At 36.1% G+C, this 15,874-nt stretch carries 10 protein-coding genes; all 10 read left to right on the forward strand.

What is annotated here, in order from left to right:
* Positions 1 to 69 precede the first annotated feature (69 nt).
* The 10 genes from J0L69_07320 to J0L69_07365 all read left to right on the forward strand — a co-directional run bounded on the left by J0L69_07320 (position 70) and on the right by J0L69_07365 (position 15,730).
* Complete coding sequence (locus tag J0L69_07320; GenBank protein MBN8692991.1) at positions 70 to 1,083, forward strand: PCMD domain-containing protein; 1,014 nt, start codon at positions 70 to 72, stop codon at positions 1,081 to 1,083.
* Positions 1,084 to 1,142: 59 nt separating this feature from the next.
* Positions 1,143 to 3,572 carry a TonB-dependent receptor gene (locus J0L69_07325; GenBank protein MBN8692992.1) on the forward strand — a complete coding sequence of 810 codons (2,430 nt, stop codon included), beginning with the start codon at positions 1,143 to 1,145 and terminating at the stop codon, positions 3,570 to 3,572.
* A gap of 143 nt (positions 3,573 to 3,715) precedes the next feature.
* Complete coding sequence (locus J0L69_07330; GenBank protein ID MBN8692993.1) at positions 3,716 to 5,650, forward strand: HDIG domain-containing protein; 1,935 nt, start codon at positions 3,716 to 3,718, stop codon at positions 5,648 to 5,650.
* Between the two features lie 55 nt (positions 5,651 to 5,705).
* Positions 5,706 to 6,455 (forward strand): polysaccharide biosynthesis/export family protein, encoded by a 750-nt coding sequence (locus J0L69_07335; protein MBN8692994.1) that lies wholly within the window; start codon positions 5,706 to 5,708, stop codon positions 6,453 to 6,455.
* A 6-nt stretch (positions 6,456 to 6,461) separates the two neighbouring features.
* Positions 6,462 to 8,912 (forward strand): polysaccharide biosynthesis tyrosine autokinase, encoded by a 2,451-nt coding sequence (locus J0L69_07340; protein MBN8692995.1) that lies wholly within the window; start codon positions 6,462 to 6,464, stop codon positions 8,910 to 8,912.
* Positions 8,899 to 9,441 (forward strand): dTDP-4-dehydrorhamnose 3,5-epimerase, encoded by a 543-nt coding sequence (gene rfbC / locus J0L69_07345; protein MBN8692996.1) that lies wholly within the window; start codon positions 8,899 to 8,901, stop codon positions 9,439 to 9,441. The genes J0L69_07340 and rfbC overlap by 14 nt, the downstream gene beginning before the upstream one ends.
* Entirely contained in the window at positions 9,441 to 10,508 is a 1,068-nt protein-coding gene (locus J0L69_07350; protein ID MBN8692997.1) for an undecaprenyl/decaprenyl-phosphate alpha-N-acetylglucosaminyl 1-phosphate transferase, read from the forward strand. Before rfbC ends, J0L69_07350 begins: the two co-directional genes overlap by 1 nt.
* Positions 10,505 to 11,761, forward strand: a complete 1,257-nt coding sequence (locus J0L69_07355) for a transglycosylase SLT domain-containing protein (protein MBN8692998.1) — start codon at positions 10,505 to 10,507, stop codon at positions 11,759 to 11,761. The genes J0L69_07350 and J0L69_07355 overlap by 4 nt, the downstream gene beginning before the upstream one ends.
* Positions 11,762 to 11,771: 10 nt before the next feature.
* Positions 11,772 to 14,627 carry an excinuclease ABC subunit UvrA gene (gene uvrA / locus J0L69_07360; protein ID MBN8692999.1) on the forward strand — a complete coding sequence of 952 codons (2,856 nt, stop codon included), beginning with the start codon at positions 11,772 to 11,774 and terminating at the stop codon, positions 14,625 to 14,627.
* A gap of 20 nt (positions 14,628 to 14,647) precedes the next feature.
* A complete protein-coding gene (locus J0L69_07365) occupies positions 14,648 to 15,730 on the forward strand; it encodes an acyloxyacyl hydrolase (protein MBN8693000.1) in 1,083 nt (360 codons plus the stop codon).
* Positions 15,731 to 15,874: the final 144 nt, after the last annotated feature.

Raw genomic sequence — 15,874 nt, forward strand, 5'->3', positions numbered from 1 at the left:
AAAAAGGCGGTTTTCATTTGGAAGACCGCCTTTTTTTATTAGTTTTGGTTAAACTTTAATAATCCTCCCATGAAAAAAATCTTTACTCTTTTATCATTTTCACTTACTACTTTGGCTTTTGGTCAAACAACAATTTTAAATGGCGGCTTTGAAACTTGGGGAGGGAATCCATCTCCCGGTGTAAGTACAGAACCAAATAATTGGTATTCCAATAAATCAGGTTCAGGCTTGGCCTCATCAGGTCCGCAAACCTGTTATCAGGATATGACCATTAAAAATACAGGAACTTCTTCTGCACGTATTGAAACAAAATATTTTTTTTTAGCCGTAGTAAATGGAAATATGACAACCGGAATTGTTTGCGCACCCAGTTCAAACAAAGCTGAAGGTTACATCGGAACTTTAAATCCAAACAGCGCTACAGATATTCGCCGAATGGCATTTGTTGGTCGTCCGGATAGTTTAGTAGGATGGTATCAATATACGCAAGCAACAAGCGGTACAAACCCAACCAACGAGCAAGGTAAAGTAAGAGCTATTTTGCATACCGGACATTATTACGATCCTGAAGTTCCTGTAAATAGCAATCATCCTAATTTATCTGCAAATAAAATTGGTGACGCTTTGTTTTTAACTGCAAAAGCTAATAATACAACATGGAAGCGTTTCAGTGTTCCGTTTACATACGCAAGTGCGGCCATGCCGGCCTACATCATGATAAATGTAACTTCTTCTGCTGATCAAATGACATCTGCACCTGGTTCTTCAGGAAGCGGTTCAAAATTATGGTTAGATGATTTAGCAGTAGTTTATAATCCTACCAGTGTAAACGAATCAGTGGTGCCTGAAGGAAACATCCGTGTTTACTCATTCGATAAAATTATTTACGTTGATTTCACTGCAAGAAAATCAAATGAATCAACTTTAAATATTTTTGACATTACAGGTAAGCAAGTTGCTAGTCACAAAATTGAAGGCGATAAATTAAACGCTATCGATTTTAGCGCTATGACAGCAGGTGTATATTTATATGAACTTTCAGGTGCAGGTGTTTCTAAAACCGGAAAATTAGTTATTGAATAATAATTTGTAATTATTTTAAATCCGCTCTTGCAAAGGGGCGGATTTTCTTATTTTTGTCCATGCTTCAACGCGGATTATTTTCTTTTCTTTTACTTATCTCAGTGTATTCTTTTGCTCAAAACAAAGGAACTTTAAAGGGTGTAATAAAAGATAAATCAACCGGGGAAACCTTACCCGGAGCCACCATACAACTATTACACAATCTTTCGATAGGAACAGTATCTGATATTGATGGGAATTATATCCTCGAATTAGATTCAGGTAGTCACGCTGTTATTTTTGGCTTTGTAGGTTTAAAAAGTGATACCGTTGAGGTAACTATATTTCCTAATCAAACTACGAATCAAGATGTAATGTTAAAGCCTATTGCAAAAATGCTAGAGACTATCGTTGTGTCGAGCGGAAAGTTTGAACAAAAGTTAGAAGAGCTTACTGTTTCCATGGAGGTCATTAAACCGGATTTAATCCATAATAAAAACAGTACAAGTATTGAATCAGCTCTGGAGCAAGCACCCGGACTATCCATCATCGATAATGATCCTCAGATTCGCGGGGGAAGTGGATTTACTTTTGGTGTTGGGAGTCGTGTGGCTATTGTTGTGGATGGAATTCCATTGTTAAGTGGTGATGCAGGCCGTCCTGAATGGAGTTATATTCCAATAGAAAATATTGAGCAAGTTGAAATCATTAAAGGAGCATCTTCTGTTTTGTATGGTTCATCGGCCTTAAATGGTGTGATCAATGTACGCACCGCTTATCCGCGAAGTAAACCTAAAACAATCATAAATTATTCATTAGGACAATATAGCATTCCGGATAAACCTGCACAAAGTTGGTATAATGGTTCTATTCCCGGATTTACGAATTTGAATTTTTTGCACTCACGTATTGTGAAGAATAATTTGGATTTGGTTATTGGTGGAAATTTAAATGCTGATCAAGGCTATATTGGTCCGCCGCCCCCTGCAAAATACATTCCATCTGATGTAAAGAATGCTTTAAAAGTAACAGATACAATTCCAACTTTTACCAATGAGGATATGATGAAACTAAGAGGACGTGTTAATTTTAATTTGCGTTATCGTTTCAAAAAAATAGTTGGACTCAATGCCGGCATTAACGGAAATTTCATGGCCAGTAAAGGTAATATGGTATTAGCATGGATGGATGATTCAACGGGAATTTACAGAGGTTACCCCGGTGCTGTGTTTATGCAAAACCAAACCTTGTTTAATGTGGACCCATTTATAAAGTATAATCCAGGAAAAGGAGTAAGTCATAGTTTAGTGACTCGTATTTTTCATTCGGATAATTATATTTCCAATAATCAATCCAATCGCGGCACCATGTATTATGGCGAATATCAATTGCAGCGCGATTTTAAAAACATTGATTTAGTATTTACCGGCGGATTAGTAGGAAATATATCTTCTTCCTTCGCGAAATTATATGCTTCAAGTGGTACGCCCAATAACAAAATCGTTAATGCTTCGGGTTTTATTCAATTAGATAAAAAATTGTGGGATGTATTGAACGTTTCCGGTGGTGTGCGCTATGAGTATTTTAAAATGAATAACCTCCAAAGTGTAGTAGCTCCAATTTTTAGAGCAGGCGCCAGCTTACAGGTATTAAAAGGAACATGGGTGCGCGCGTCATACGGACAAGGTTTTCGTTACCCTACTATTACAGAGCGTTATATTACAACAAAGGCCGGGATTTTTGGTGTGTTTCCAAATCCGGATTTGCAACCTGAGCAAAGTAAAAGTTTTGAAATGGGATTGAAACAAGGATTTAGATTATTTGGTGTAAAAGGATTTTTGGATGTGGCCGGATTTTATCAGAAATATAAAAATACCATTGAATATTTGTTTGGTGCCTGGGATCCTGAAATCGCCATCATTGGATTTAAATTTGTAAACACGGGGGATTCACGTGTAAGAGGTATCGATTGCTCTTTAGGTTTGACAAGTGATGAAGCTAAAAAAATCGGCATTCAGGCTATGATAGGATACACATACATTGAACCGGTAAGTTTAACTCCGGATAGTGTTTACGCAAGAGATAAATCACTTGGAGGTATTGGTCAGGATTTGAGTTACAAAAGTGCCAGTATGGATACGACCGATAATATTTTAAAGTATCGTTTCAAGCATATGTTTAAAGCAGATGCTGAACTGAAAATTTATGGATTTACAGTAGGGTTTAGTTACCGTTATTATAGTCGTATGCAAAATATTGACAGAGCTTTTGAAAGTTTGGAAGTGCTTACATCCGAGAGTCCTTATTTTTACCCAATCAAAGCAACCCGCTATTGGAAAATGCATCACGGATTTGAAATTTTGGATTTACGTATTGGTTGTAAATTAAGCAAGAGTCATAAAGTATCATTTATCGTTAACAATCTGTTAAACGCTGCTTATTCGTTACGCCCAATGAAAATTGAGGCCCCGCGTACGGTTTCTCTTCAGTACGTTTATACCATTAATTAATACAGTTTTGTTAATAACAAAGCTAGTGAGTTGTTACAGCTGACTAAGCGTATTTTTACTTTGTAGAAGTGAATTTATGGAATCTCATACGTGACAAACATGCGCTTGTTTTTAAGCTGAGCTTGTATTTGTTTTCGACCCTTTTGTTAACGTGGTTGCTTCCTTCCGATAAACGTATTTCAGAAAAGACCCTGTACACTCTTAACTTTTGGCCTTATGAAGATTTGCATGCGGAGTTTGTTTTTGATTTTAAAAAGTCAGCGATTGAAATTGAAAACGAAAAACAAAAATTACTGAAGGAATCTCCATTGTATTTCAGACTTTCATTAGAAGAAAGAAATAACAATCTTAGAATGTTGGATGAATTGATGAAGTCATCCGGTTCTTCTAAAAAATATGTTCTTATACAGCAAGTATTGGATTCGGTTTATGCCAGGGGAGTAATTGAAAGAGTGGAAGGAGCCGATACTTCATCGGTCATATTTGTTATTATTAACGGAATTGCTGAACAAAATTCCCGTTTCGACTTCTTTACCATTCAGGAGGCCATCAGGTACTTCAATCAAAAATTATCAAGTGAAGCAGATAAAGATGAATTAATTCAGGAGTGTATAAAGCATCTTGCCTTAACAGTTCGTTACGATAAAGCTTTAACAGAAAAAAGTAAAGCGGATGCGGTAACAGGAATTTCTCATATAAAGTCCACATTTCTTCCGGGTGATTTATTGGTGAAACAAATGGAAAGCCTTTCTTCTGAAAAGAAGGCATTGTTACTTTCATATTTGCAGGCGTCAAAACAAATTACGCAGAGCAATTTTTATAATTTTTCAGGAAGGTTTATTATATCCGCAATGTTATTTGGAATACTGATGTTGTACCTCGCGTTTTTCAGAAGAAATATATTCGGACAAAACAAGCAAATCAGTTTCATTTATTTAGTGGTGATTTTATCCGCTGTTATTTCATCCATCGTTTCTACCTATGGTACTTTGTTTTTTTGGTCGTTGCCTTTCGCGTTAATACCTGTTTTAATCCGAATATTTTTTGACAGCCGAACAGCCTTGTTTACTTTTTTAATTACCATTTTGTTTTCGTCTTTTTTCGCCAACGATAAATTTCAATTTGTATTTATACAGTTAATTGTTGGTATGGGCACCGTATTTAGCGTTGTTCAAATGCGAAGGAGAAAAGAACTCTTAACTTCGGCATTGGTTGTGTTTGTGTTTTATCTTTTCGCATTCATCGCCTTCCATTTAGTTAACGGTAATGAAAAAGTTCTCCTTCAAAAAACGTTGTACCTTCCAATAATAATAAGTTCGCTATTGATTTTATTAGCTTATCCGTTTGTGTTTTTAGCGGAGAAAGTATTTGGCTTTGTGTCAGATTTTACATTGATGGAATTGTGTGATTTAAATACGCCTCTGCTTCGTGAATTATCTTTAAAAGTTCCCGGCACTTTCCAGCACTCTTTGCAGGTGGCTAATTTAGCGGAGGAAGCTATTTTTCATATCGGAGGAAATGCTTTGTTGGTGCGCGCAGGAGCTATGTACCATGATATAGGTAAAATGGAAAACTCCAGATATTTCACCGAAAATCAAGTTGGAGAAATCAATCCTCATACCGAAATTTTACCGGAAGAGAGTGCGAAAATCATCATCTCACACGTCATCAAAGGCATTGAGATTGCGAAAAAAAATAATTTGCCTGAATCGGTTATTGATTTTATACGCACCCATCATGGTACTACTACAGCGGGTTTTTTCTTAAATAACTTTAAAAAAGAGCATAAGGGCGAGCTGGTAAATGAGGATGATTTTAGGTATCCCGGCCCCATTCCGTTTAGCAAAGAAACAGCTGTTTTAATGATGGCGGATGGGGTAGAAGCAGCTTCCAGGTCGCTGAAAAAATACGATGCTTTGGCCATAAACGAGCTGGTTGACAGGATTATAGAGTATAAGATCAGCGAGAATCAGTTAATTAATGCGGAGATTACCTTTAAGGACATCAATCTGGTGAAAAAGATCTTTAAAAAGCGTCTGATGAACATGTATCACGTTCGGATTGAATATCCAAGGTAAAGTGCTGTTTTTTAGTATTTTTCGTAAATAATTTTAACTTTGTATCATTATAATTATGCGTAAACTCTTACTACTGATTCCTGTGCTTTTACTGGGCTTATCTTCCTGCAAAATTATGCGGTCGAATTTAATGTTACAGACTAAAAAGGATTATCCTTACGATAAACTGTCAGATTCTCTGACCTTGTTAGATTATAAAATTGCCCCGAACGACATGTTGCAATATCGTGTTTTTACGAACGATGGTTTCAAGCTATTAGACTTAGCCAATCAAATGAATGTGGTTTTTCGAAATGATTTAGACGTTTTGGTGGAGAGTGATGGTAATGTGAAAATGCCAATGTTAGGATATACAAAACTGGCAGGCTTAACCATTCGTGAGGCAGAGGCTTTGCTACAAGAAAAATATTCGGATGTTTATGTAAAACCGTTTGTTACGATTCGAGTAACAAATAAGCGCGTTATTGTTTTTCCCGGTAACAACGGAGTTGCTAAAGTGTTGCCTTTAGCGAATAACAATACAACAGTTATGGAAGCGATTGCACTAGCCGGTGGTATTACTGAAGATGGTAAAGCTTACAAGGTTAAATTGATTCGAAATTATAAAAATGTGAAGCCACAGGTTTTTTTAATGGATTTGTCTAAAATAGAAGGTTTGGCTTCTGCTAATACAATTGTGTTGGCTAATGATATAATCTATGTTGAACCTCGCTATCGTTTGGCAAGAACATTGGTGAGCGAATTAACACCAATTGTAACGCTTGTTTCAACCACCGTTTTATTATATAGTTTATTTGCCAAATAATTCGATATGCTAAATGCAAAGGTAGATAGCGAAGTTGACCGTTACAAAGAGCGGGTTGAAAGATTCAGTAGCAGTATTGACTTTAGTCTCTTTTTGTACTTACTGCTTAAAAGTAAATATGTCATTGTCGCTTTTTTTGTTATCATTTTCTCATTAGCCTTTCTTTATTTGAGATATAGTCAGCCAATCTATGAGTCAAAATCAAAGATTCAAATTATAAGTGATAATACAGCTTCAAAGGTTTTACAATTCGGACAGGTAGAGGCTAACGGAAATAAAATTGCGGAAGCCATTGAACAAATTCGTTCGAAGGTGTTTTTGAAACGCGTTGTGGAAAAACTAGCAATCGAAGTAAGTTATTTTACGGAAGGAACATTTAAGAGCAATGAGCTTTATACAGCGTCACCTTACTTTGCAAAAGTCAACCTTAAAAAACCGTATTTGCAAGGCGTAAAGCAACAAGTAGATTTTAAAGATGATTTATCCGGAGGTAAAATTACTTACATGAATGGCGCAACACCGGTGAGCATTGAGTTTAAAACCGGAGCATGGCTTAAGACAAAAGACTTTGATGTTAATATTTATCTTAATCCTGAATTTGAGACTTCTCAAATCAGATCAATTCTTAATGGCAATAAATCATATTTTATTGTCAAAAGTTCCGATGAAGTAACAGCCGAATTACAAACCAAACTTGAAACCCGCGTATTAAGTGAGTTAGCAATGACAGTTTTATTGATGGTGAAGGACGTTAATCCCGAAAAATCAAAAGATATTGTTAATGCTATTTGCAGCGAATTTTTAGATTTCGACCGCGAACATAAAAGTGAAAGCTCACTGAATATTTTAAAATTCATTGATGATCAGTTGGCAGAAGTATACAATGAACTTAAATTGGCTGAAACTAAATTGGAAACCTTTAAAAAGGATAAAAACATTAATAATAATGAAGTTATATTAAGTTCAAACCTGCTTAGATACGGAAATCTTGAAGAGCAATTAATGCGTGTTGAAATGGAAGAGAAGATTCTGGATCAGATTCAGAAAAATATCACTTCAAACAAAAATATCGATGTGTATCAACTCGTATCGATGTTGGCAGGAACTGAAGAGGAAAGTATGGTGAAGGATATTGTTGAGAATATTCAAAAGCTATTAGTGGAAAAGGAAAACATGCTTTATGCGGTTACACCAAATTCCGAAAACATAAAACAGGTAAATTATCAAATCGAAATTCAAAAAGACTTACTTTTAAAGAGTTTGGATGCTGTTCGATTGAAATATAAAACACGTTACAAAAATCTATTAGAGAAGTCAGTCGATTACAAGGCCAAATTTGATCAGAATCCTGAAGATGAAGTAGAGTTGTCTCGATTAATGCGTGTTTATTCAATTAGCGAGAAGTATTACACCATGCTATTGGAAAAGAAAACAGAGTTCTCTATTTCTAAAGCAGGATTTGTTTCTAAAAATATTATTTTGGAAACGGCTGTAAATAAAGGCTCCATTGTGTCTCCAAATAAAAAGAACACAGTTTATATTTCAATCGTTTCTTTTCTTGCTCTTAGTTTACTTCTTGTAATTATACAATATTTCTTGCATGATAAAATTTCTTCTTTAAATGAAGTAATTCGTCATACCAGCGCAAATATCAATACACTCGGTATAGTGCCTAAATTTGATAAAAACATTCCCGTATCGCAGCTAATCATCGATAAAAGTCCGAAATCATTGATTGCCGAATCATTCCGAGCTATTCGCTCTAATTTGCAGTTTATTAATAATGAACCCGGACCAAAAATTATTTCCATTACCTCCACTATTTCCGGAGAAGGAAAAACGTTTGTGGCTATTAATATCGCAGGTATTTTAGCCTTCTCCGGTAAAAAAACAATTATTATCGACTTGGATATGCGTAAACCAAAAATCCATCGTGGATTTGAGGTGGATAATAATAAAGGTATGAGTACTATCTTAACTCACATGACTGAAATCGATGAGTGTATCCGTGATAGCAATTTACCTTTATTAAAATATATTACTGCCGGACCCATCCCTCCAAATCCATCCGAATTAATAATGAGTGATACCCTTAAGGAAGTGATTAATTACTTGAAAACGAAATTCGACTATGTGATTGTAGATAACCCTCCGGTAGGTTTGGTTACCGATGGTTTAACAACTTTGCAAATGGCAGACTATCCTATTTATGTTTTCAGAGCTGATTATTCAAAGCGTTCTTTTGCGCAAATCATTGACAGATTAAAAAACGAAAACAAGATTCAACATTTATCCATTGTTCTTAATGGTGTGGATTTAAAGAAAAATATTTACGGATATAATTACGGCTATGGCTATGGTTATGGCTATGGATACACATACGGATCGGGTTATTACGGTGATGATATTGTAAAAAAGAAAAGAAAATTTTTAAGTAAAAAAGATGGAGCTAATTAATACAGGCATAAGCGACTTATGGGTAATAAAACCTAAAGTGTTTGCAGATGCCCGCGGTTACTTTTTTGAGAGCTATAATAAAGAGTTATTTGCCTCTAACGGACTCAATTTAAATTTTGTTCAGGATAATCAATCATTGTCGCACAAAGGCGTTTTGCGTGGACTCCATTTTCAAAATCCACCGTATGCACAAGGCAAATTAGTGCGCGTTATTACAGGAGCAGTGTATGATGTGGCAGTTGATATTCGTAAAAACTCACCAACCTACGGTAAATATTTTGGTGCTGAACTAAGTGAAGAAAACAAACTTATGATGTACATTCCCGAAGGTTTTGCTCACGGTTTTTTAACCTTACGCGATAACACCGTTTTTTCTTATAAGTGTACGAATCTTTATAACAAGGCTTCAGAAGATTGTATTAAATGGGACGATAAAACAATTGGAATTAAATGGAATGTAGAAAACCCGCTACTTTCTGAAAAGGACCTTAATGGAAAAGAATTCGCCTCGTATATAAGTCAATTTTGATGATTGAATTCTTAGATAATACACCTTTAGTACTAACAGTATTCTTTTTTATCTGTTTCATTTTTTCTGTTCTTATTAATAGCCTGCTTCTAAAATTTTCTCAAACGTTAGGAGTACGCGGTAAGCAGATTAATCAGGTACGATGGAATCCAAATATCAAACCATCACTTGGAGGTATTTCCTTTTTTGTGGTTTTCCTTTTCTCTTACATATTTCTAAATCTTCTCGAAACACTGGATACGGGTTACCGAGTTCGTTTAACAGGATTGCTTGCGGCTTGTACCATGGCCTTCTTGATGGGATTGGCCGACGACGCATTTAATACACAACCATTATTAAAGTTCATCACTCAAATCACATGCGCGCTGGTGCTGCTATTTACAGGTACCTATATTAAGATTTTCGACAACGAAGTTTTTAATTACGTCATTACCATTATTTGGATGGTGGGTATTATGAATTCAATAAATATGCTGGATAATATGGATGGAATAACAACCATCATTTCAATCAGTATATGCACTTTTGTAATCTTTCTTAATATTGCCCTTAATCAAACCTTACATCCCTTTTCTATTTTAGCTATTGGTGTTGTTTCTTCCTTATTAGGCTTTCTGATCTACAATTTTCACCCCTCTAAAATGTTTATGGGCGATACCGGTTCACAATTTCTTGGCGCATTCTTAGGTGCCATATCCATTCACTTCTGCTGGAATGTTTATCCGAATAATCTTATTCAGGCCGATGATTATTTTTATCACTTTGTAATTGTGGGCTTGGTGTTTTTACTTCCATTAGTAGATACAACTACCGTAGTGATTAACCGTACTTTACGCGGAGCATCTCCCTTTGTTGGCGGCAAAGATCATACCACTCACCATCTTTTTTTTAGGGGTATAACCGAAAAAAAAATAGCAATTTTGTATCTTTTTCTGTCAATTGTCGGTATAATAATAGCATATAACCTGGTATTAACTTATACAGCCACGCTGTTCTATACCGGTATTGCTTTTGTTGCGTTAGTATTTGCGGGGCTGTATCTGAATACCATAATTAAACGTAAGTGATTACACGGTATTCACAATCATTCATTAATTACTTAAAAAGTAATTACTGGCGAATTATCATCGCTCTGGTGCTTGTTTTTGCCTTACATATTACTGTTAAATATTTAAAGTCTCCCGAGGATTCCATTACTTTTAACTATCCTTCCTACACCAATTATAATTTCAGTGCATTTGGATTAAATATCCCGCGCAATCTTTCTTTTTGTGGCGAAAAAATTCCAACCAACGATTATGCTCTGCGCGATAATCTGGAAAAGGAATTTTTCAAAAACAAACAATGGAAAAGAAGTGCCGGTTACCTTTACAGTAAAGCACAGAAGTGGTTTCCTTACATTGAGCCTATTTTAAAACAAGAAGGTGTACCCGATGATTTTAAATATGTAGCCGTTATTGAAAGTCATCTCTCAAATGCCCGCTCTTCACAAGGGGCTGCCGGATTTTGGCAATTAGTGCCTGCCACTGCCCGTAATTATGGATTAATCGTGAATGATAATGTGGATGAAAGATTAGATGTGGAGAAATCGACGCGGGTGGCCTGTAAGCTGATTAAAGATGCGTATAAAATTTTTAATAACTGGACTCTCTGCGCAGCAGCATATAATTTGGGCATCGGCGGTATACAACGCGCTCTGGCGAAACAAAAAAGTAATAATTATTACGACCTGTTACTGAACAAAGAAACAGGAAGCTTTGTTTACCGAATACTGGCTTATAAAACGCTTTTCTCCGACCCCAAACATTTTGGTGTAAAAAGAAAAACAATGAAGTATTTGCCAAAAATACCGGTTAAAGTAATAAAAATAGATACAGCCATCAGTGATATCAGCGACTTTGCTAAAGTAATTAAATGTAATACGGCAATTGTTAAATTATTTAATCCTTGGTTGTTAAATGATTATCTCGATAACCCAAACGGACATACATTTGAGTTTAAAATTCCTAAAAAGTTGAATGCAGATTATTCAAATTATTATGCAGATTTGTTAGAACAAAATAAACCCGAGGAAGAGGACTCTGATACTTTATCTTCTTCCGAAAGTGAAACAAATAAAGAAATTAAAGCTGAAGAGGGTGTTGAAATTCTACACAACTTCAGCGAAGGTGAAAAATTAAAAGAGTTAGCGGAGATATACGGTGTTACCGTGGTGAATATTTTAAACTGGAATAATTTAAAAAGCGAGAAAGACATTCAACCCGGACAACTCCTAACCATTCGCACTAAGAAGGAGATTAAGAGTGAAAAACAAGAATGAAGACGTTTATTTGGCGGAGGCCGAAGAAAACATTGAAGTCATAGGCGCACGTGCGCACAACTTAAAAAATATTTCAATTAACATTCCCCGAAACCAATTGGTAGTGATTACCGGTTTGAGTGGAAGTGGAAAATCTTCTTTGGCATTTGATACTATTTATGCTGAAGGTCAACGCCGTTATATTGAAAGTTTTTCTTCTTATGCCCGTCAGTTTTTAGGAAATCTCGAACGCCCCGACGTCGATAAAATCTCAGGTTTAAGTCCGGTTATTTCCATCGAACAAAAAACAGTGAATAAAAATCCACGTTCTACAGTTGGCACCATTACCGAAATTTATGATTTCCTTCGTTTGTTGTTTGCCCGCGCTTCAGATGCCTACTCTTATGTAAGTGGTGAGAAAATGGTGCGTTACAGCGATGAACAAATCGTTGATTTAATTTCCGATCAATACAAAAACAAAAAAATAAATTTATTAGCGCCTGTTGTAAAGGGACGTAAAGGTCACTACCGCGAATTGTTTGAGGAAATCCGTAAAAAGGGTTTTACCAAAGTGAGAGTAGATGGTGAGATAAAAGACATTGTAGCAAAAATGCAAGTCGACCGATACAAAATTCATGATATTGAAATTGTCATTGATCGCATTGAAGTGAATGCAAATTCAAAAACACGATTAAATCAGTCATTGCAAACAGCCATGAAACATGGTAAGGGAACTATGATGGTGATGGAGCATTCTGAAGAAACAACAAAAACAAAAAAGAAAACACAGGAGTTTGGATTTGGCAAAGTGAGATTCTTCAGTCGCTTTTTAATGTGCCCTACCAGCGGAATCAGTTACGATGAACCGGCCCCAAATCTGTTTTCTTTCAACTCGCCATATGGCGCTTGCAGTAAATGTAACGGACTCGGTGAAATTGCGGAGATTGATATTAATAAAATTGTTCCTAATCAAAAACTGTCCATTAAGAAGGGAGCTATTGTTCCGTTAGGTGAAGCCAAGGGAAGTTGGATTTTTAAGCAATTAGAGGCCTTGGGAGAAACTCATGATTTTGATTTGGATACTCCGTTTGGTGAATTAACGGATGATGCTGTTAATGTCATTTTATTCGGCACCGATGAATTAATAAAAGTAAAAACCGATAACAACAGCGCTTATAATGTAGCGTTTGAAGGCATCGCTAATTTTATTGTAAAGCATGCCGAAGAAAATCCGTCTCCTGCCGCGCAACGTTGGGCGCAAGGATTCACTAATAAAATTCATTGTCCGCAATGCCACGGCACACGTCTCAAAAAGGAAGCACTATACTTTAAAATCGATGGGAAGAACATTGCTGAATTATCGGAGATGGATATCAATGTATTGAACGATTGGTTTAAGAACATTGAAAAGCGATTAAGCAAACATCAAAACGTTATTGCAAAAGAAGTTTTAAAAGAAATACGTGCCCGCATCGGTTTTTTATTGGAAGTAGGATTGGATTATGTAACGTTGAATCGTTCTTCCCGTTCCTTAAGCGGGGGTGAAGCGCAGCGTATTCGTTTAGCTACGCAAATCGGTTCGCAATTGGTTGGAGTGTTGTATATTCTCGATGAACCAAGTATCGGATTACATCAGCGCGACAATGCCCGTTTAATTGAAGCCTTAAAAAATTTACGTGATGTGGGAAATAGTGTGTTGGTAGTGGAGCACGATAAAGACATGATTGTGGAAAGTGATTACGTGATTGATATTGGTCCAGGCGCAGGAGTACACGGAGGTAAAGTGGTAGCCGCTTCTACGCCAAAGCAAATGTTGAAGTTTGATACCATTACATCGCAATACATCACCGGTAAAAAACAAATTGCAGTGCCGAAGCAACGCCGTGCGGGGAATGGAAAAAAGATAAGCATTAAGGGCTGTAGCGGTCATAACCTTAAAAATGTTTCTGTTGATTTACCTCTCGGAAAATTTATTTGTGTAACCGGTGTGAGTGGCAGCGGAAAATCAAGTTTAATCAACGAAACATTGTATCCTGTTTTATCAGCACATTTTTATAACAGTGAAAAGAAACCTTTAGCGTATAAATCCATTACAGGTATCGATAACATTGATAAAGTAATTGACATCGATCAATCGCCTATTGGTAGAACACCGCGCTCCAATCCAGCAACGTATACCAACGTGTTCTCCGATATTAGGAATTTATTCTCAGAACTTCCCGAAGCGAAAATTAGAGGATACAAACCCGGACGCTTTTCATTTAACGTGAAGGGTGGAAGATGCGAAACCTGTGGTGGAGCAGGCGTAAAAACCATCGAAATGAATTTTCTGCCGGATGTATATGTGAATTGTGATGAATGCAATGGCAAGCGCTACAATCGCGAGACATTAGAAGTAAGATTTAAAGGTAAATCCATCAGTGATGTATTAAACATGACCATCGATCAGGCTTGTGAATTTTTTGAAAACATTCCAAGCATATACCGACAAATTAAAACATTGCAGGATGTGGGGTTGGGTTATATTACACTCGGACAACAAGCAACAACCTTAAGTGGAGGCGAAGCACAACGCGTAAAACTCGCTACCGAATTAAGCAAACGCGATACCGGAAATACATTCTATATTTTGGATGAACCAACCACCGGATTACATTTTGAAGATATACGTATTTTATTGGATGTATTAAATCGTTTGGTGGATAATGGAAATACAGTTTTAGTTATTGAGCATAATATGGATATAATTAAAATGGCAGATCATATAATTGATATGGGACCGGAAGGCGGTAAAGGTGGTGGACAAGTGCTATTTGAAGGAACACCGGAGCAGCTCATTAAAACTAAAATCGGACATACGGCGGCTTTTCTTAAAAAGGAAATGTAGATTGGTTAATTGATACAGCAATGAGAAAAACAAAATTGAATATTTTTATTTTTTTCATCGTAGCGTCCTGTGGAGTGGTTATTTCTCAAACTTCATTTGATATTGGCGCATCTCATATTCAAGGAATAAACATCAATAAAGCGGGCGACAGAGAGTTTGGTGAAACAAATCCAATCGGTGTTGAATTCCGATTTAATAAACAAAGAATAGGCGAGAAGTATTGGGAAAAGCATTTAAATTATCCGCAGACAGGTTGGTCCGTTTCGTGGATTAATCATCGGAACGAATTTCTTAAACACACAATAGCCCTCAACCGTTACATTCATTGCGTTTTTTTACGTAGGAAGTATTTTAACATGTATTTGAAACTGGCGCAAGGCGTTATGTTTGCAACGAGTGTTTATGAAAAAGGAAGTGATAAGAATGAGCGTTATAATAATGCCATCGGACAGTATGTGAATTTCTCTGAGGAGATTGGTTTAGGAATTACCGTTTATCCAACTAAAAAATTAGCCATAAATCTTGGAGCAACGGGCATTCATTTTTCTAATGGATCCCTGGCGCAGCCAAATGACGGTTTAAATTTACTTATGTTTAATGCAGGGGTTTCTTATTGTTATGGAAATGCTGTTGAATTTCTGGATCCTGAAAAACCCGAGTTTGATAAAAGAATAAAATTCAACATTAATCCCGGCGTAGGATTTAAACAACAAAACAGAAATGATAATGTAAAATACCAGCTTTTTACTTTTAGTTTGTACGCAGATAAAATGCTTACGCGCGTCAATGCATTAAATATTGGCTTGGATGTTTATGTGAATGGAGCCGAGAAGCAAGTGGCATCGAGTTACGCGGTTTATGAAGGAAAAGATTATAGGCGAATAGGCGTTTCGGTCGGAAATGAATTATTTCTAGGAAATGTAGGCTTGTTAACTCAATTAGGATGTTATGTTTATAGTCTGATTCCCTCTAATTCTAATTTTTACCAAAAGTTTGGATTCAAGTATTACTTAAACGATGTGTTTTTCACCACCTTCACCGCTAAATTTTATAATTTAGAAATTTCCGATGAAATAGCATGGGGAATAGGAATGAGATTGTGATGCGTTTCTCATTCCTAGCTATTGTGTTAGTCTAAATTAAATTAGATAGTTGTTAAGATTTCATAATCTGTTCTTTGTGGTATCATTTAAAATATTAAATTTAAGATAGGAAATTAGTGTTGAGAGTTACAGGTTTAATAATTT

It is taken from the genome of Bacteroidota bacterium (assembly GCA_017303905.1).
Taxonomy (GTDB): domain Bacteria; phylum Bacteroidota; class Bacteroidia; order B-17B0; family Aurantibacillaceae; genus JAHEYG01.

Coding starts and splice junctions, on each gene's coding strand:
- J0L69_07320 (MBN8692991.1), top strand. CDS start 70: ATGAAAAAAATCTTTACTCTTTTATCATTTTCACTTACTACTTTGGCT.
- J0L69_07325 (MBN8692992.1), top strand. CDS start 1,143: ATGCTTCAACGCGGATTATTTTCTTTTCTTTTACTTATCTCAGTGTAT.
- J0L69_07335 (MBN8692994.1), top strand. CDS start 5,706: ATGCGTAAACTCTTACTACTGATTCCTGTGCTTTTACTGGGCTTATCT.
- J0L69_07340 (MBN8692995.1), top strand. CDS start 6,462: ATGCTAAATGCAAAGGTAGATAGCGAAGTTGACCGTTACAAAGAGCGG.
- rfbC (MBN8692996.1), top strand. CDS start 8,899: ATGGAGCTAATTAATACAGGCATAAGCGACTTATGGGTAATAAAACCT.
- J0L69_07350 (MBN8692997.1), top strand. CDS start 9,441: ATGATTGAATTCTTAGATAATACACCTTTAGTACTAACAGTATTCTTT.
- J0L69_07365 (MBN8693000.1), top strand. CDS start 14,648: ATGAGAAAAACAAAATTGAATATTTTTATTTTTTTCATCGTAGCGTCC.